The organism is Mycobacterium sp. NTMscope_Eco_3 (assembly GCF_976985685.1).
The window spans coordinates 4,169,952-4,186,662 of record NZ_CDRJYZ010000001.1 but is presented as its reverse complement, the minus strand read 5'-3'; the positions used below and the strand labels follow the sequence as shown (position 1 = coordinate 4,186,662).

The window sequence follows — 16,711 nt, the reverse complement described above, 5'->3', positions numbered from 1 at the left end:
GCGCGGAGAGCACGCTCGGCGCGGTCGTCAGGTCAGGGGTGCGTGACGAGGTAGGTCTCGTTGCCCAGGTCGGCGGTGAGTTCGTCGACATCGAACGGGCGGTCGAGCCGGGCGCCCAGTGCCTTCGTGTCGACGAGCAGACTGATCTCCGCGGTCTGACGCGCGAAAAGCCGCCCGATGTACGGGTAGATGCGGCGCATGATCGCCCGCTCGGCGGAGGTGCAGCGTGACGCGCAGTAGCCGACGTGGCCGATCTCGTCGGTGAGGATCTCGCTGTAGAGCAGTTCGATCCGCTCGGCGACGTCGGGTTCGTCGGCGAACAGCCTTCTGCCCACCCGGCGCAATTCGTCAAACATGATGCAGCCGGCCATCTCTGCGGCCCCGACGAACATGAAGCCGAGCCGTTCGGGGAGGAATACGCCCGTCTTGACGAACTGGCGCATCACGAAAGGCGGCGGGACAACCTGGAAGGTCAGATCGAACACGTCCAGCGCGTACGCCAGCAGTCGAGTGTGGTAGTGCTCCTCGAGTTCGAGGTAGACGTTCTCGGGCGGCAGCCTCTCGTCGCTGTTGCGCCCGTAGGTTTCGCCGAGTCCCACGCCGAACCGCTCCGCCTGATTCAGTTTGGCGGTCGCCAGCGGGAACAGCATCTTGGGGTCCAGGCCGGGTTCTGGTCGCCGCCGGCGCAGGTTGCGCAGGAACGTCTGCCGGTCGGCGGGATGTGCCGACCGGACGGGGTTGGCTTCGAGTTCGTTGAAGAACCGTTCTCGATTCGCCAACCGCCTGTTCAGCAGGTCGGCTTCGCCGTCACGTCTGGCCAAGAAGTCCCGGTAGCCCTCGATGCCCGTGCGATTCATCGTTTCTCCATCCCGTTGACAATCGTTGTCACGTAACGACTTAACAGCGCAGCGTCGTGCGCCCCGGTGGCGAGCAGCGCGAATAGCCCGGTCAGGAAGAACATTCCGAGCTCCGATGCGTCGACTTCGGAGGACACGTGTCCCTCGTCTTGGGCCCGGCTGATCACGCCCACCAGGAACTGAGCGAGGGGATGCTGCGTCAACTCGTCTTCGACCGGACGGGTCGAGGAGAAATGCAGTCCGAGCATGTCCCGGAAAACGACGTCGCCCAGCCGGCGTTCGGCACTGAGAACGTGCGCTACGAGTTGTGAAAGCACCGACGCCAGATCGCCCTTGGCGTCGCCGAGTTCGCTGATGATCCGGGTCTCCTCGTTGCGCTCCACCTCGATAAGGACGTGCTCCTTGGTCGGGAAGTGGAAGTAGAACGTCCCCCGCACCACGCCCGCGGCAGCCGCGATGGCGCTGACGTCAGCGGCGGCAAACCCACGCTGGGAGATTTCGGACAATGCCGCGTCGAACAAGCGCGCCCGGGTCTCGAGCCGCCGGGCCTCCCGGACGCTCGCGGCCGGCGAACTGGCCGGGGATGATCCGCGTGGCGACGCCATGCACGCACGGTACGCCAATTGCTGACGGCCGTCAATGACAGGCGTCAGCGAATTTGCGATTCAGGAGCCCCCGGTCACCTTTACGGCCAGTGCCGCCAGCTTGGCGTCGAGTTGCTCGGCGGCGCTGAGCAACTCGGGATTGGGCTCGACGACCATCAGCGACGACGGCTTGACATAGGTCAAGCTGCTGCCGGTGCCGTTGTCGGTGAGCAGCAGCTCGACGGGCGCGAACAGGCCCGCGGTCACGTCGTGGCGCAGCATGGTGATGGCGATCAACGGGTTGCCCAGGATGACGCGCAACGCCTTGCGGTCGATCCCGGCCTTGCCGATCCAGGCGCCGTGGTCGACGACCCCGAACAGCATGAATCCACTTGGGCCGACGTGGGATTCGACGCGGTCCTCGTATGTTCGCCAGTCATCGGTGGACGTCGCGATGTCGTTGATCGGCACCGGATCTTGGCCGATGTCGGCCAGCAGCGCGGCGACCAGCTCGTCGTAACTCTTGGCGCTGTCGTAGCGCATTCGGACGCCGTCGAAATGGGTTTCCGGCATGACGCCCCCGCTAGCCCAGTCGCTCGATGATGGTGGCGTTGGCCATGCCGCCGCCCTCACACATCGTCTGCAGCCCGTACCGACCGCCGCGCTGCTCCAGAGCGTTGACGAGCGTGGTCATGATGCGAGCGCCGCTGGCGCCCAAGGGATGACCGATCGCGATCGCGCCGCCGTTGACGTTCGTCTTGGCCAGATCCGCGCCGGTGTCCTTTGCCCAGGCCAGCACGACGGGAGCGAACGCCTCGTTCACCTCGAACAGGTCGATGTCGGCCAGCGTCAGCCCGGCGCGCCGTAACACCTTCTCGGTGGCGGGAATCACGCCGGTCAGCATGTAGAGCGGGTCGGAGCCCACCACGGTGGTGGTGTGGATTCGCGCCAGCGGGCGCAGGCCCAGTTTCTGGGCGACCTCACTGCTGGTGATCATGACTGCGGCGCTGCCGTCCGACAGCGGCGATGAGTTACCCGGGGTGATCTCCCAATTGATCTGCGGGAAGCGGGCTTTCATTGCGTCGCTGTAGAACGCCGGCTGCAATCCGGCCAGTGTCTGCACCGTCGTGCCGGGCCGGATGATCTCGTCGGTGGCGAGCCCGGCGATCGGGATGAGCTCGTTGTCGAACAGCCCTTCCTTGGTGGCACGGGCGGCCTTCTCGTGGCTGCCGGCGGAGAACTCGTCGAGCTCGCTGCGCGAAAAGCCCCACTTCGCGGCGATCAGTTCGGCGCTGATGCCTTGTGGCACCAGGCCGTCGGGATACCGTGCGTCCATGCCCTCGCCGAATGGGTTGCTGCCCGGCGACACCTGGCTGCCCATCGGGACGCGCCCCATCGATTCCACGCCGGCGGCGATGACCAGGTCGTAGGCGCCGGCGATCACACCCTGGGCCGCGAAGCTGATGGCCTGCTGGCTGCTGCCGCACTGGCGGTCGATGGTGACGCCGGGCACCGTCTCCGGGAATCCCGCACCCAGCAGGGCGTTGCGGGCGATGTTGACGGCCTGGTCGCCGACCTGGGTCACGGCGCCGGCGATGACATCGTCGACCTGCGCCGGATCGACGCCGGTGCGCCCCACCAGTTCCCGCAGGCTGTGCGCGAGCAGGTCGGCGGGCAGCACGTTATGCAGCGCGCCACTGGCTTTGCCCTTGCCGATGGGGGTGCGGACTGCTCCGACGATGACGGCGTCGCGGTTCATGGCTCCTCCTTGAGCATCTGGATATACCTAGCTATACCTAGGTAAACACCTCGGTATGCTGAAAGCAACCCAGCTGCGGAGGTGATCTAGATGACACTGCTGCAAGGTCCGCTGGCCGACCGCGACGCCTGGTCGGCGGTGGGCGAGTGCGCGATCGAAAAGACGATGGCCGTCGTCGGTACCAAATCCGCGATGCTGATCATGCGCGAGGCGTACTACGGCACCACGCGTTTCGACGACTTCGCCCGTCGGGTTGGCATCACCAAGGCCGCCACCTCGGCGCGGCTGGCCGAGCTGGTCGAGCTGGGACTGCTACGGCGCCAGCCCTATCAGGAGCCCGGCCAGCGCAGCCGCGACGAGTACGTGCTCACCCAGGCGGGCATCGATTTCATGCCGGTGGTGTGGGCGATGTTCGAGTGGGGGAGGCACCATCTGCCGGGGCGCCACCGGCTGCGGCTGACGCACCTGGGCTGCGGAGCCGAGGTGGGCGTCGAAATCCGGTGCGCCGAAGGTCATTTGGTGCCGCCCGACGAACTCGGCGTGCGGCTGGCTAAGAAGTCTGGTTGAGCGCGGTCAGCAGCCGGCGGGCGGCGGCGACGCGCCGGACGGCCGGCCCGGTCAGCGTGTCCAGCGCGCACTCGGGGTCGGCCGGCGGACCCATGTGCCCACAGCCGCGCGGGCAGTCCTCGATGGCGTCCGCCAAATCCGAGAACGCCATCATGACGTCGTCGGGCTTGATGTGCGCCAGCCCGAAGGATCGGATGCCCGGCGTGTCGATCACCCAGCCCGATGTCGATAGAGGCAGCGCTACCGATTGGGTGGAGGTGTGCCGCCCCCGGCCGATGTCGGTCACGTCGCCGACGGCGCGGTCCGCGTCGGGCACCAGCCGGTTCACCAACGTCGACTTGCCGACGCCGGAATGCCCGAGCAGCACGGTGATCTTGCCGGCGAGCAGGTCCGCGACGGCGAGTAGGGGATCGTCGCGGCCCGCGACGACCACCGTCAGATCCAGGTCGACGAACTGCTCCGCGAACGGCTCCGGCGGGGCGAGGTCGGTCTTGGTCAGGCACAGGATCGGCGTGAGTCCGCCGGCGTAGGCGGCGATCAGCGTCCGGTCCACCAGCCCGGTGCGGGGAGGCGGGTCGGCGAGCGCCACCACGATCAGCAGCTGGTCGGCGTTGGCGACCACCACCCGTTCGGTCGGGTCGGTGTCATCGGCGGTGCGCCGCAACACAGTTCGGCGCTCGCCGCGACGCACGATGCGGGCCAGCGTGTCCGTCCGCCCGGACAGATCGCCGACCACATCGACCTCGTCGCCGACCACGATCGGCGTGCGGCCCAGTTCCCGGGCCCGCATGGCGGTGACCCGACGGTCGACGTCACCGCCCAGCACGCATCCCCAGCGGCCGCGGTCGACACTGACCACCATGGCGGCCTGGGCGTCGGCGTGCTCGGGACGCGTCTTCGTCCGCGGCCGCGAACCCCGGCCGGAGCGGATCTTGACGTCGGACTCGTCGTAGTCGCCGGGCTTCACATGCCGTGGTCTTCCTGGGCTGTCAGCATCTGGGCCCACAGCCGCGGAAAGTCCGGCAGCGTCTTGGTGGTCGCGCCGATGTCGTCCACCTCGACGCCGGCCACCCGCAGCCCGACGATCGCGCCCGCCATCGCCATCCGGTGGTCGGCGTACGCGCGCCAGACCCCCGGCCGCAGCGGTGTCGCCGTGATCACCAGGCCGTCGGGCGTTTCGGTGCAATCGCCGCCCAGGCGGTTGATTTCGGTGCTCAGCGCGGCGAGCCGATCGGTCTCGTGGCCGCGCAAGTGGGCGATGCCGGACAGGCGCGACACCGATCCCGGGGTGGCCAGCGCCGCCAGGGCGGCCACCGACGGTGTCAGCTCGCCGACCGCGCGCAGGTCGACGTCAAAACCGACGTAGTCCTTGGAGCCGCGCGCCTCCAGGTACGAATCATGTTGGGTGACAACGGCATTCATCTTGCCCAACACGTCCAGAATGTGGTCGGCGGGTTGCACGCTGTTCGCCGGCCAGCCGGTGATGCGCACCGCGCCGCCGGTGACCACGGCCGCCGCCAGGAACGGAACGGCGTTGGTGAGGTCCGGTTCGACCTCCCAGTGCCGGGCCGCGACCGGCCCCGGCCGCACCCGCCAGCGGTTGGGGACGGAGTCGTCGATGTCGACGCCGGCCTGGCGCAGCATCACCACCGTCATCGCGATGTGCGGCGCCGACGGCAGCGCCGAACCGGTGTGTCGCACCGTCAGCCCGTCGTCGAAAGAGGCCGCGCACAACAGCAACCCGGAGACGAACTGCGACGAGGCCGAGGCGTCGATCTCCACGGTGCCGCCGGTGACCGAACCGGTGCCCAGGACCCGGAACGGCAGCCCCGAGCCGTCGATCCGCACGCCCAGCCCGCGCAGCGCATCCAGCAGCGGGACGATGGGCCGCGCCCTGGCCTGCTCGTCGCCGTCGAACTCCACGATCGATTCGGCGAGCGCCGCCAGCGGCGGGACGAAGCGCAGCACCGTGCCCGCCAGGCCGCAATCGACCTGTGCCATCGGTTCCGGCACCACGCGGCCGCTGACCGTCAATTCCGTCCCGTCGCCGTCGACGTGCAAGCCCAGCGTGCGCAGCGCGCCGATCATCAGGTCGGTGTCCCGGCTGCGCAGCGCCCCGCTGATGGTCGGGGTGCCTTGGCCCTGCGCGGCCGCCAGCGCCGCCAGCACCAGGGTCCGGTTGGTCTGCGATTTCGAACCGGGAACGGTCACGGTCGCGTGCACCGGTTGCGGTGCCTGGGGGGCCGTCCACGTAGTCACCGGTCCATCATCGCCTGTCACCGGTTGTTGCCACCAATAGGAGTTCGCGCTCTGCCACCATGGAGGTATGTGCGGACGGTTCGCGGTCACGACCGACCCGGCCCTGTTGGCCCAGAAGATCAAAGCGATCGACGAGACCACCGGCGCCGCGGCTGGAGGCGACGCCGGTTCGACCGGCCCTAACTACAACGTGGCTCCGACCTCGACCATCGCGACCGTCGTCAGCCGGCATTCCGAACCCGAGGACGAGCCGACGCGGCGGGTGCGTCTGATGCGCTGGGGATTGGTGCCGCCGTGGGCCAAGGCGGGCGCCGACGGCGCGCCCGAAACCAAGGGCCCGATGCTGATCAACGCCCGCGCCGACAAGGTCACCAGCTCGCCGGCCTTCCGGACCAGCGCCAAGTCCAAGCGTTGCCTGATCCCGATGGACGGCTACTACGAATGGCGGGTCAATTCCGACGCCGCGGCCGGCAAGAAGTCCCGCAAGACACCGTTTTTCATGTACCGGGAGGACGGCGAGCCGCTGTTCATGGCGGGCCTGTGGTCGGTGTGGAAGCCGGCCAAGGATGCGTCGCCGCTGCTGAGCTGCACAATCATCACCACCGACGCGCCCGGGGAGCTCGCGCAGATCCACGATCGGATGCCGTTGGTGATGCCCGAGCGCGATTGGGACCGGTGGCTCGACCCCGACGCCCCGATCGATGAACAACTGCTGGCCCGCACGCCCGACGTGCGCGCCATCCGCACGCGTGAGGTGTCGACGTTGGTCAACAACGTGCGCAACAACGGCCCGCAGCTACTCGAGCCGGCCGAGCCGGAGCCCGAGCAGGCGCGGCTTCTCTAGCGCTATCCGCGCGGGTCATGCGGCAGCTGACTGATTCGAAGATCGCGCCTGAGAACGAGATTCAAACGGCGTGTGCGAAGAAGGTGTCAGGTATTCCGTCGAGCTTGATGGCGTCCCTCGCGATGCCGTCGACGTGTAGGAGCGCGCGACCGGCGAAGGCCCGTCCGCAGGCCCGGCGAGTCAAGTTGACTAAACCGGACGTTAGTTCACCAAATTCGCAGTAATCAGCGGGTCGCTGGGCTAGGCTCCTGGATTTGTTAACGAGGCATTAACAAATGCTCACGGGAGTGGCACTGGCGAGAGTGAGCGCACCGATGCCGGTGGTAAGGACCCTGATGACCTGGAGGCCGCGCGATGACACTCGAGTCACCGAACATCAACATGGGCTTCGCCAGAGCGAAGAAGTTCGCCACTAATCGGTCGGTTTTGATCGCCGGGGCCTTCGTCGGCACGCTTCTTTTGATCAGCGTGCTCGCCGATAACGGCCGCGCCGACTCGATGCCCAACACTGCGCCCACGACACTCATGACTTCCGCGTCCAGTCCGGCGGCATCGTCAGCATCCCTGGATGCCACGGCTACGTCGGTCAAACTCGCCACACTGCCAATCAAGGGACGCGCGCCGAAGACCGGTTATGACCGCAGCCAGTTCGGACCCGCGTGGACCGACGACGTGAGCGCGACCTACGGGCACAACGGCTGCGACACACGCAACGACATCCTCCGGCGTGACCTCGTTGCAGTCGAACTCAAACCCGAATCGAACGGCTGCACCGTGGTCGCCGGGGTATTACACGACCCCTACACCGGCAACACTGTGGAGTTCCATCGCGGCCAGGGCACGTCCTCACAAGTGCAGATCGACCACGTTGTCGCGTTGTCGGATGCATGGCAGAAAGGGGCGCAGCAGTGGGACGCAGCCCGACGCCGCAACTTCGCCAACGACCCAATCAATCTTCAGGCCACCACCGGGTCGGTCAACGAGCAGAAAGGCGACGGCGATGCTGCAACGTGGTTGCCGCCCAACAAGTCCTACCGCTGCACGTACGTTTCCCGCATCGTCGATGTGAAGTCCACCTATGGGCTGTGGGTGACGCAGGCGGAGCACGATGCCATCGCTCGGGTACTCGCGACCTGTGGTGGGCCCGCCGTCGCTCCCGCGACCGACATGATCACACCTGCTGCGCCGGAAACCAGTACTCAAGTCGTTCCGTCGCCGACCACCCCGGCGTCCAGCGGTGATTCGTCTGTGTACTACCCGAACTGCAAGGCTGCAAGGGCTGCCCACGCGGCACCCATCTACGTCGGACAACCCGGATACCGACCTGGGTTAGACCGTGACGACGATGGCGTAGCTTGCGAATAATCCGTCGGATCAGCCGCAAGGCGTAGTCGAGTTACAGGTTTCGCGAATACTCTTTCGCCGCAACAATGTTCGTGGCGCCCGTTACTTATACCTGATGCACTATGGCCTGGATTGAGCAAGGATTCACCGGCTGGTCCTCAACCACAGCTGGGCGACCATCAGCGTGAGTCGGTGGTTGGAACGTCGAGGGCGTACTCGATTAACGGACGTCGGCGGACTACTCAACGCCAAGTAGGTTGCCGGCCGGGCCGATTCGGATGATGGATCTGGGCGGCCGCGATGCAATCGCTCATGCCGCGCCGGGGTTGTCGGCTTCGTCGTCGTCGTGTTCGTGGTGGAGGAGTTTTTCGGGGTGGGTGTGTCCTGAACGCGGAAGGGAGTGTTGATGTAGGTAGCGCTTCTGGAAGCGGTGCTGTGCAGGAGATGAAGGATTGCTGGCCCTTCGGAGCCGCCCTGTGGGGGGAGGCTTCAAACCGCCACATGCTGCGAGAGCGGTGACGCGATCGTGGTGAACGATGTGGAAAAGGCGCGTGTGACGCGTCAGGTGGGGACCGGGAAGGCGAGCGCAAGCGAATCGCTGCTGACGTGTCGTAAGAAAAACAGGTGACATCAAAACCGGGGTGTTTATCCGATCCCGGGACGAGCTTGGCGGGTGCCCATTGATTGGCCAGGCGGTGTCCGGCATGAAGGCGACGCGAGCCCGGTCTGCGGCTTTTGCATGGAACAGGAGAAGGCCGGAACCGATACGTCCCGTTCGTGTTTGACGTGGGAGATAGGGAGTAGCCCATGCGCAGCATGGGTGTGAGTACCGTCGCGGGTCCGGCTGGCGGACTGGCTCGTAGTAGTGGTGAAGCTTCTGTAATGGGAGTGAAGCGAAGGGGCCAGGTCATCTGTGACGTGTTCGTTGGATCAACCGAGACCCGTTGGGGTTCGGGAGGAGTCGGGTGAACAAGTTGAAGTCACCAGGCAAGCCGTTCGAGATTTCGAAGTGGGCGGTTCAGGAGGCTTGGGAGAAGGTCAAGGCGAACAAGGGCGCGCCGGGCGTGGACGAAGTATCGATCGAGGCATTCGAGTCTGACCTGCAAAACAATCTGTATCGGGTGTGGAATCGGATGTCGTCGGGGAGTTACTTTCCGCCTCCGGTGCGTGCGGTGGAAATACCCAAGCCGCATGGCGGCGGGACCAGGATGCTGGGCATACCCACAGTGGCTGACCGGGTGGCCCAAACGGTGGTGGCCGAGGAGTTGAAAGTGAAGGCGGAGACGCTGTTTCACGACGACTCCTACGGCTATCGCCCTGGCCGCTCGGCGATCGACGCGGTGGGTGCGTGTCGGCAGCGCTGCTGGAAAACCAACTGGGTGATCGACTTGGACATCCAGAAGTTCTTCGACAGCGTGTCCTGGGATCTGATGCTCAAGGCGGTGGGGGCTAACACCGATTTGCCGTGGGTGATGTTGTATGTGCGCCGGTGGCTGCAAGCTCCGGTGCAACTGCCTGACGGCACCTTGCAACAGCGTGACCGGGGCACCCCGCAAGGGTCGCCGGTCTCGCCCGTGTTGGCAAACCTGTTCTTGCATTATGCGTTCGACGCGTGGCTGGCTCGGGAGTTTCCGACCGTGCGGTTCGAGCGCTATGTCGATGACGCGGTCGTGCACTGCGTCAGCGAGCGCCAAGCCCACCGGGTATTGACTGCGGTGCAAGACAGGATGGGTGAGGTCGGGCTGCGGCTGCATCCCGACAAGACCCGGATCGTGTACTGCAAAGACGGCAAACGGCGCGGTGACTATGCGCATACGTCGTTTACGTTCCTCGGTTTCACGTTCCGCCCGCGCGGGGTCCGGGACAAAAACGGGAGCATGTTCGTCTCGTTTTTGCCCGCGATCAGCAAGGACGCCTGGAAAAAGATCGGGCGGCAAGTGCGGTCCTGGCGGCTGCACCATCGCACCGGTCATACCTTCGCCGGTCTGGCCGACAAGATCAACCCGATCGTGCGCGGCTGGATGAACTATTACGGCGCCTTCTATCGGTCGGCGCTGTATCCCCTCCTGACTCGCATCAACGCCTACCTGATGCGGTGGGTCCGCAACAAATATCGCCGGTTTCGGGGCCGCTGGGCATTCAACCAAGCGTGGTCGCGGGTGATAAAGCAATACCCGCGGTTCTTCGCGCACTGGGCCTGGACCACCGCCGTCCCCGCCGTCTGGTGACCAAGGTGACAAGAGCCGTATGAATCGAGAGGTTCACGTACGGTTCCGTGGGAGCCGGAGGGTGCAACCCCCTCCGGCCACCCGACTGGTAGGTGTTGGTGCGGGGTTGACCGCGAACGGCTGAAGTACATTCTTAAATGTCACCCAGCCAAGCGCGACGGCACGGCGCGGGGCAACCGGCACGGCGCGGATCAGGGCGCGCTCTACACGCGGCGGCCCCAATCGGCCGAAGTGAATGGTATCGGCGTCGCTGCCAACATAAACTCCGGCTCGTGGGATCAGATGGTTTGCAGGTCGTCCCCGCTGATCTGGTGACTAGAGCCGGACAGTGGCAGGGCCTGGGCGCCCAACTCACCGGAACGGCGGCCCCGCCGTCGCCGGGTCCGCCGTTTCAGCCGACCACAGCGGCGGTCAACGCTGTGAACGCGGCCATCGGCGCTGCCGCGGCAGCTTTCGGCGCCCGCACCCAATCGACGGCCGCCGGGGTCACTAGGGCAGCTGCTGGCTACACGAGCCAAGAGGCCACCTCGGCCGGCGAGATGGGCGCGGTCACCGGGGTGACGGTGGTTTAGGTGACCATCACCCTCTCCCAGATACAGGCGTGGAGCACCGCGCAGCTGACCGAGGCGGCCAGCTACTGGACCAAGACCGCCGATCAGTGGGAAGACGCTTTTCTCACGATGCGCAACCAATCGCACTCCATCGCGTGGCAGGGCGCGGGGGGTGATGCGTTGCGGCAACGCACCGGAGCCGATTTGACCGTCGCCAGCGGGAAAGCCGACCAGCTGCGCCAAGCGGCCGGTATCGCGCGCAGTGGTGCCAGTGACATCAGTACGGCCAAGCAACAGGCCCTGCACGCCATCGAAGATGCCCAGAACGCGGGATTCACTGTGGGAGAGGACTTGTCGGTCTCCTACACCGACCATGGTGGCAGCGTTGCCCAGCAGGCCGCGCGCCAAGCCCAAGCCGAACAGATGGCCACACAAATCTGGTCGCGCGCCGGACAATTAGAGGCCGCAGACGCCAAGGTTGCCGGTCAAATCACCACTGCCGCAGGCGATGTGGGCAACGTCAAATTCGGCTCGGCGGGCAACGGAGTCCAGTTGGTTGACTTCAATCAAAACCCTGGCTCCCAACCGCCACCGATCGCGCCTTGGGACACTCCCGATGGCAAACCGCCGCCCGGTGGTGGCCTAAGTCCCGCACTCCAGCAGATGCTCCTCGGTGGGAACCCAGCCAAACTAACCGCCCAAGGATTGGTGGACAATCTGCAGCAGTTTGTGCAGTCGCTTCCCGAAAACGATCCTAGGACCGCGTATTTACGCGGCCAGCTCGCGGACTTGCAGGCCCACGTCAATGACATCGACTACGCCCGCACGCACTGCAGCACCGACGACTGGATCGAGCGGACCACCAGTTTTGGTTCCAGCCTCGCCACCACCGTTGGAGGCATACTGTCCGCAGAAACCGGCGTAGGGCTGGTGATCGCTGGGGCCGGCGGCCTCGGCACGGTCGTCTCGGGGGGCAGTCTCCTGAAGTGTCTGACGGGAAGTAAGTGAGATGGTGAATGTTCTGGTGGCCGCGATCCTTTCCGGCGCCTTTGTGCTGGCGCTGTGGGGCGGCTGGCGCCCGCGCTACCGCGTCACCTCCTACCTCGTAGCCGGTGTCATCGCGGCGGCACTAATAGCGGTGCTGGTGGCCACTAATCAGGCCAACCTCGTCATCCTCTCGGTGATCATGCTGGCGCTGTTCGTTTCGTTCGTCATCGTCAACGACCGCAGGGCTCAACGCAGCCGAGGCCGATGAACGTCCGTCGCCGTGACTGAGTTTCGCTTGACACCAACATCGGAAAATTCCGAAGTTCGCGCAACTCAAGGGCTAGTCATGTTGGCCTGCCCCTTGTGTTTCAGGCACCCATAGTGCGGGCACGGTCGCGGCGCATGCGCTCCAACACGTCCAGGTCCTCGTCGTCGGATTCCCGGTCCGGGTCAACCTCCACCACACCCATGTTTGACGGTTTCACTGAAACCTCCTGCGACAACCCGTAAACCAGGGCCTGCTGGGCAAGAAGCTTGCGGCACAACTCCGCCGAGCGGTGATTGCCCTCCAACGCGGCACCCCAGTGAGCCCGCAGCAGCCGCTCGCTGCGCTCTGAACTACCCCAGGTTTAGTTCCGATCCTTATAGGAGGATTGGAAGCTATGCCCCGTCAGTATTCGCCGGAGTTTCGGCAGCGTGCGTTGCGGTTGTTGGACACTGTGATGGAAGCCTCGGAAGTGTCGGAGTTCGAGGCCATAAAGTCTGTCGCCAGCAAACTCGATATTTCGGAGGAGTCGGTGCGTCGGTGGCGACGCAAGGCCCAAGTCGATGCTGGTGAACGGCCGGGCATGACCAGTTCTGAGCATGCCGAGATCCGTAAGCTCAAGCGCGAGAACGCTGAACTGCGCAGGGCTAACGAGATTTTGAAGTCAGCGTCTGCGTTTTTTGCCGCGGAGTTCGACCGCCCCGCGACGAAATGATCGCCTACATCGATGCTCATCGCGATCAGTTCGGGGTCGAGCTCATCTGCCGTGTGCTGCGGGCAGCTATCCCCGGATTCCTCACCTCGCGGGGTTATCGGGCCGCGCGGACCCGACCACCGTCGGACCGGGAGATCCGCGATGAGCAGCTGATCGCTGACCTTGAGGCGGTGCACCGGCAGAACTACTCGGTGTATGGGGTCAAGAAGATGCACGCGGCGATGACACGGCGTGGTTGGCAGCTGGGCCGTGAACAAACCCGCCGGTTGATGCGCAAGGCCGGGTTGCGCGGCGCCCAGCGGGGCAAGCCGGTGTTCACCACGATCAGCGACCCGGCCGCGATCCGGCCGGCCGATCTGGTCAACCGCCAATTCCGGGCCGCTGCACCGAACCGGCTATGGGTCGCCGACATCACGTTCGTGCGGACCTGGCAGGGGTTCTGTTACACCGCGTTCGTCACTGATGCGTGCACCAAGAAGATCGTTGGCTGGGCGGTCTCGGCCACGATGCGCACCGAAGACCTCCCGCTTCAAGCATTCAATCACGCTGTGTGGCAGTCGAATACCGATCTATCCGAGTTGGTTCATCATTCCGACCGCGGATCCCAGTACCTATCGCTGGCCTATACCGACCGGCTGGCTGAACTGGGGATCGCGCCCTCGGTCGGGTCGCGTGGCGATAGTTATGACAACGCCCTCGCTGAAGCGGTCAACGCCGCCTACAAGACCGAGCTCATCAACCGCGGCAAGCCCTGGCGGTGCATCGATGATGTCGAACTCTCGACCGCCGAATGGGTGGCCTGGTACAACCAGGAACGCCTGCACGAAGCCCTCGGCTACGTTCCACCCGCCGAGTACGAGGCCGCCCTCACCGGCACCTCACACCCTGCGAGCCAGCCGACCCCGGCCCTCGCAACCGAGTAGGAACTAAACCTGGGGTAGTTCACTCCTGCCACACAGCGAACGCCTCATCCGTCAGCAGCTCACGCCGATCCGTGCAGGACCCCAGAGCCGCCTCGACGATGTTGCCCACACTGCGGTGAGACCGCAGCCCCACAGCCCGCGCAATGGTCCGATGGCTGGCGCCGCCCAGGAACAACTGGAGCACCTGGGCGTTACGCCGCTCCCGCTCAGCAGCCTTCATGGTGGGCATTTTCCCCGAAAGCACCGACACACAGCGGGATACGCCATCCTCGCATGTCACGGGTGCCGGAAACCCCTGCTGCAGCAACGATCCAGCCAGACGTCAAACGGGCAAAAACGCTCGGGGGGGTATGTACATAGCGGGCTGGGTGTGTTTTGGCTGTCCCCCTTCGCGCGCGTGAGGTACCCCCCCTGTTGCAGTGGGGTGGTTGCTGGGGTTGCAGTCGCCTGTGCCGCTGTGGTGGCGGTGTCCCGTGGTATTGGGCGCGGTGGTGTGGTTGTGGGTTGTGCAGGGCCTTGCAGGTTGGATGGCGGTGGGTGGTTGCACCGGCGGTTTGGCCGGGCAGGTTTGCCTGGTGGGGGTTGAGCCTGCTTGCTTGGCTGCTTGGCTGTTGCCTGGTCCACCTGGGTTGGGGGCCGTGGTTGGTTGGGTTGGCCGGTGAGTAGTTGGCTGCGTGCCGTTTGACGTTGTGACGTACAACGTGGTTGCCGTGTGCGTGGTGGTTGGCCGATGGGGTGGTGCCGCAACATGTTCGGCCAATGTGTGGGTTCGGGTGGATAGCGAACACCCACCAGGCCAAGGAGGCAAGCCTGGTGGGTGTCGCTGTGCCGGGTCACGCGGGTGGCCGCGCGTTGACCTGGGTTGGTTCCCGTGGAGGGACCTGTCGCCGGGGACACGTGGGCGCGCTGGGTTCCACCTGTCAGCGCGCCAAGCCCCTTCCACGGGAAGCTGGTCCCGTGGAGGGCCAGCGTGCCCTGGTGTTGGGCTGGTTGGCACCAGCACAACCCCCGCCGCCCTCCACGGAAGTCCTTGGGGTTCCGCGCGGGTCCAGGGGGTCCCCGAACCGAGCAGGGGCAGATACCACAGCCGGACCCGCGCGGAAGTTCGTCTAGACCTTGAGCATCCGGAACGCCGAGGTGTTGATGCAGTCCGATCCCCACCGCGACCAGGCCCACAGCCCGCGCTGGCCGGTGGGCCGCTGGTTGGGGCCAAAGACCACGGGAACGAATTCCACGCTGGTGCCGATCCTTTGGGAAATCACGAACTGGTTCCAGTCGCCGTAGATCAGCGCGTTGGTGCCGGCCGCCAAGCTGCCGTTCATGTTGGAGGCCTCACCCACCGGGCGGCCCAACAGCGTGCGCGGGTCGTTCTGGATCGACGGGAAGCGGATCGCCCCGTTCGGGGTCTCCAACGCCGCAATCGCGTTGATCGCGGCCAGATTGCCCAGCCACTTGGCGTTGGCCTGCCAGCGCGGCCCCAGGCTGTTCTGCAGTGCGTACACGTCGTCGGCCGAAATCGTTGCCGCAGTCCCGGCATTGATCACGCTCGATGAGCCGGTCAGCTTGGTGACGATGCCGGTAGGCCCGCCCACACCGCCGCCGTTGGTCCAGGCCTCGTTGAGCAATTGGAGCTGGCTGTCCGAAATCAACTGGCCCAGCTGGGAAACCAGGTTGACGCTGTCCATGGCCACTTCCACGGAAAACGGAACCCATCTGGAGGCTTTGTAATTGGGCACCTGCGGCTCAGCCAGCGTCGGCGAAGTGTCCGATGCCTCGGCGGCTTCGGCCAGCCACTCACTGACCACGCCGTTGGAGTTGATGCCGTGCCATATGTCGCTGACCGACTTGACAACCCGCGCCCACTGCAACAGCGGATTGATCGACCCCGCGTTGACCAGGTTGATGTTGAAATCGACCTCGTAGGGCACGAGAAACCCGCCGGCACTGTCCGTCAAGGACATGGCGCGCTGCTCAGCCTTGAGCCGCGTAACCCGGTCGAACGCAGCTCGTTCGGCCGGGGTGAACTCGAGCCCCGCCCGCTGCTCCCCGTGCACCACCAGCTTGCGGAAAGCCGACTTGTACTCCGGGCTGCCGGAGTCGGTTACCCAGCGCTGCATCCAGCTGCGCTGGAGCTCGTGGCCGTCCTCGCACAACCGCTCCACGATCTCCGCGCTGCGCGCGTCGAGGGCGCCAGCCTTCAGGGATCGCTCGACTGTCCGTAGGGCGGCGTCACGGTGGCCGCCGGCCACCCGCTCCGCGAGAGCGTCCGCGCCCCGATATGGGTTGATTCCGTCGCTGGCGCGTTCCAGACGCAACCCGCCGCCGCCTTCCCCGGCAGCGCCGGCAATCGCGGCGCAGCGGTCCAGCTTTTCGACGTGCCGGGTCAGCTCGTCGAACTCTGCGCCGGCCTCTGCCCATTCCTGCTCGTCGGCCTTCGAGAGCCGGTGCTTTTCGGCCAGGGCGCTGATCCGTTCGTGGAGCTCCGTCATACGGGCAACCGCCTGGTCACGGTCCATGGTGATCGTCATGTTCGTTCGTCTTTCTCGTAATCCAGGGCTGTGACAAAGTTTTTCGGGTGGGAGCGGTGCGGCCCCCGCCGCCACGCACATGACGGCGGGGACACAGCAATTCCACGCACTCCATTAAGGGGGTGTCCCGCATGAACCGGGCAGGTTTACCTGTGCGGGCGGGCGATTCGCTGTCGGACATTGGCTTGCCAGCAGTTCCGACCCCTGGTCGGTTCCGGTGGCGGCGCAACCCTTTCGGGCCGGGCCTGCGCGAGAGCAACAGCAAGCCCACTGTAGCCCACCCAGCCGACAACGAACCAG

Annotated in this window: 16 protein-coding genes and 1 other annotated feature; of the genes, 8 read left to right on the top strand and 8 right to left on the bottom strand. The window is 65.6% G+C overall.

All coding sequences use genetic code 11. From position 1 onward, the window contains the following. Nucleotides 1–32 precede the first annotated feature (32 nt). Genes AC0KTM_RS19265 through AC0KTM_RS19250 form a run of 4 tightly spaced genes read right to left on the bottom strand, consistent with a single transcriptional unit; the run spans nt 33 to nt 3,200 of the window. On the bottom strand, nt 33–857 hold the full coding sequence (locus AC0KTM_RS19265; protein ID WP_472416439.1) for a hypothetical protein: 825 nt from the start codon (nt 855–857) through the stop codon (nt 33–35). After that, nucleotides 854–1,462 carry a TetR/AcrR family transcriptional regulator gene (locus tag AC0KTM_RS19260; RefSeq protein WP_238956677.1) on the bottom strand — a complete coding sequence of 203 codons (609 nt, stop codon included), beginning with the start codon at nt 1,460–1,462 and terminating at the stop codon, nt 854–856. Before AC0KTM_RS19260 ends, AC0KTM_RS19265 begins: the two co-directional genes overlap by 4 nt. 60 nt (nt 1,463–1,522) lie before the next feature. Continuing rightward, a complete protein-coding gene (locus AC0KTM_RS19255; protein ID WP_472416437.1) occupies nt 1,523–2,014 on the bottom strand; it encodes a DUF302 domain-containing protein in 492 nt (163 codons plus the stop codon). Between the two features lie 10 nt (nt 2,015–2,024). Further along, nucleotides 2,025–3,200: a thiolase family protein gene (locus tag AC0KTM_RS19250; protein ID WP_225328942.1), complete on the bottom strand. Its 1,176-nt coding sequence runs from the start codon at nt 3,198–3,200 to the stop codon at nt 2,025–2,027. 90 nt (nt 3,201–3,290) lie between these two features. Here AC0KTM_RS19250 and AC0KTM_RS19245 point away from each other — a divergent pair, with 90 nt between their 5' ends. Continuing rightward, nucleotides 3,291–3,767: a winged helix-turn-helix transcriptional regulator gene (locus tag AC0KTM_RS19245; RefSeq protein WP_225328941.1), complete on the top strand. Its 477-nt coding sequence runs from the start codon at nt 3,291–3,293 to the stop codon at nt 3,765–3,767. Here the strand turns inward: AC0KTM_RS19245 and rsgA are convergent. Further along, nucleotides 3,751–4,734 carry a ribosome small subunit-dependent GTPase A gene (rsgA, locus tag AC0KTM_RS19240; protein WP_472416435.1) on the bottom strand — a complete coding sequence of 328 codons (984 nt, stop codon included), beginning with the start codon at nt 4,732–4,734 and terminating at the stop codon, nt 3,751–3,753. The genes AC0KTM_RS19245 and rsgA overlap by 17 nt on opposite strands. Then, a complete protein-coding gene (aroA, locus tag AC0KTM_RS19235) occupies nt 4,731–6,026 on the bottom strand; it encodes a 3-phosphoshikimate 1-carboxyvinyltransferase (protein ID WP_225328939.1) in 1,296 nt (431 codons plus the stop codon). The genes rsgA and aroA overlap by 4 nt, the downstream gene beginning before the upstream one ends. Before the next feature lie 67 nt (nt 6,027–6,093). Between aroA and AC0KTM_RS19230 the strand changes: the two genes are divergently transcribed. From AC0KTM_RS19230 to AC0KTM_RS19200, 7 genes are all read left to right on the top strand, one after another. Beyond that, nucleotides 6,094–6,870, top strand: coding sequence for an SOS response-associated peptidase (locus AC0KTM_RS19230; protein ID WP_238956674.1), 777 nt, complete (start codon nt 6,094–6,096; stop codon nt 6,868–6,870). A 381-nt stretch (nt 6,871–7,251) separates the two neighbouring features. Then, the gene (locus AC0KTM_RS19225; RefSeq protein ID WP_425326358.1) at nt 7,252–8,235 is read left to right on the top strand and encodes a GmrSD restriction endonuclease domain-containing protein; all 984 of its coding nucleotides are present in this window, start codon (nt 7,252–7,254) and stop codon (nt 8,233–8,235) included. Nucleotides 8,236–9,179: 944 nt separating this feature from the next. Beyond that, nucleotides 9,180–10,442, top strand: coding sequence for a group II intron reverse transcriptase/maturase (ltrA, locus tag AC0KTM_RS19220; RefSeq protein ID WP_225330667.1), 1,263 nt, complete (start codon nt 9,180–9,182; stop codon nt 10,440–10,442). Between the two features lie 272 nt (nt 10,443–10,714). Next, nucleotides 10,715–11,014 carry a hypothetical protein gene (locus AC0KTM_RS19215; RefSeq protein ID WP_472416433.1) on the top strand — a complete coding sequence of 100 codons (300 nt, stop codon included), beginning with the start codon at nt 10,715–10,717 and terminating at the stop codon, nt 11,012–11,014. Next, nucleotides 11,015–12,001: a hypothetical protein gene (locus AC0KTM_RS19210; protein WP_472416432.1), complete on the top strand. Its 987-nt coding sequence runs from the start codon at nt 11,015–11,017 to the stop codon at nt 11,999–12,001. It abuts the gene before it with no gap. A gap of 1 nt (nt 12,002) precedes the next feature. Continuing rightward, nucleotides 12,003–12,248, top strand: a complete 246-nt coding sequence (locus tag AC0KTM_RS19205) for a hypothetical protein (protein ID WP_472416430.1) — start codon at nt 12,003–12,005, stop codon at nt 12,246–12,248. A gap of 394 nt (nt 12,249–12,642) precedes the next feature. After that, nucleotides 12,643–13,883 (top strand): IS3 family transposase gene (locus AC0KTM_RS19200; protein ID WP_472408499.1). Its coding sequence is split into 2 segments (ribosomal slippage): nt 12,643–12,927 and nt 12,930–13,883, totalling 1,239 coding nucleotides; the frame shifts between segments, so codons are not numbered across the junction. Further along, nucleotides 12,918–13,035, top strand: a sequence feature (AL1L pseudoknot). Its footprint overlaps the gene before it by 118 nt. A 19-nt stretch (nt 13,884–13,902) precedes the next feature. On the opposite strand, the gene AC0KTM_RS19195 is transcribed toward AC0KTM_RS19200, so the two are convergent. Further along, nucleotides 13,903–14,103 carry a hypothetical protein gene (locus tag AC0KTM_RS19195; RefSeq protein WP_472416428.1) on the bottom strand — a complete coding sequence of 67 codons (201 nt, stop codon included), beginning with the start codon at nt 14,101–14,103 and terminating at the stop codon, nt 13,903–13,905. Between the two features lie 889 nt (nt 14,104–14,992). Then, nucleotides 14,993–16,411 (bottom strand): phage major capsid protein, encoded by a 1,419-nt coding sequence (locus AC0KTM_RS19190; protein ID WP_472416426.1) that lies wholly within the window; start codon nt 16,409–16,411, stop codon nt 14,993–14,995. Nucleotides 16,412–16,711: the final 300 nt, after the last annotated feature.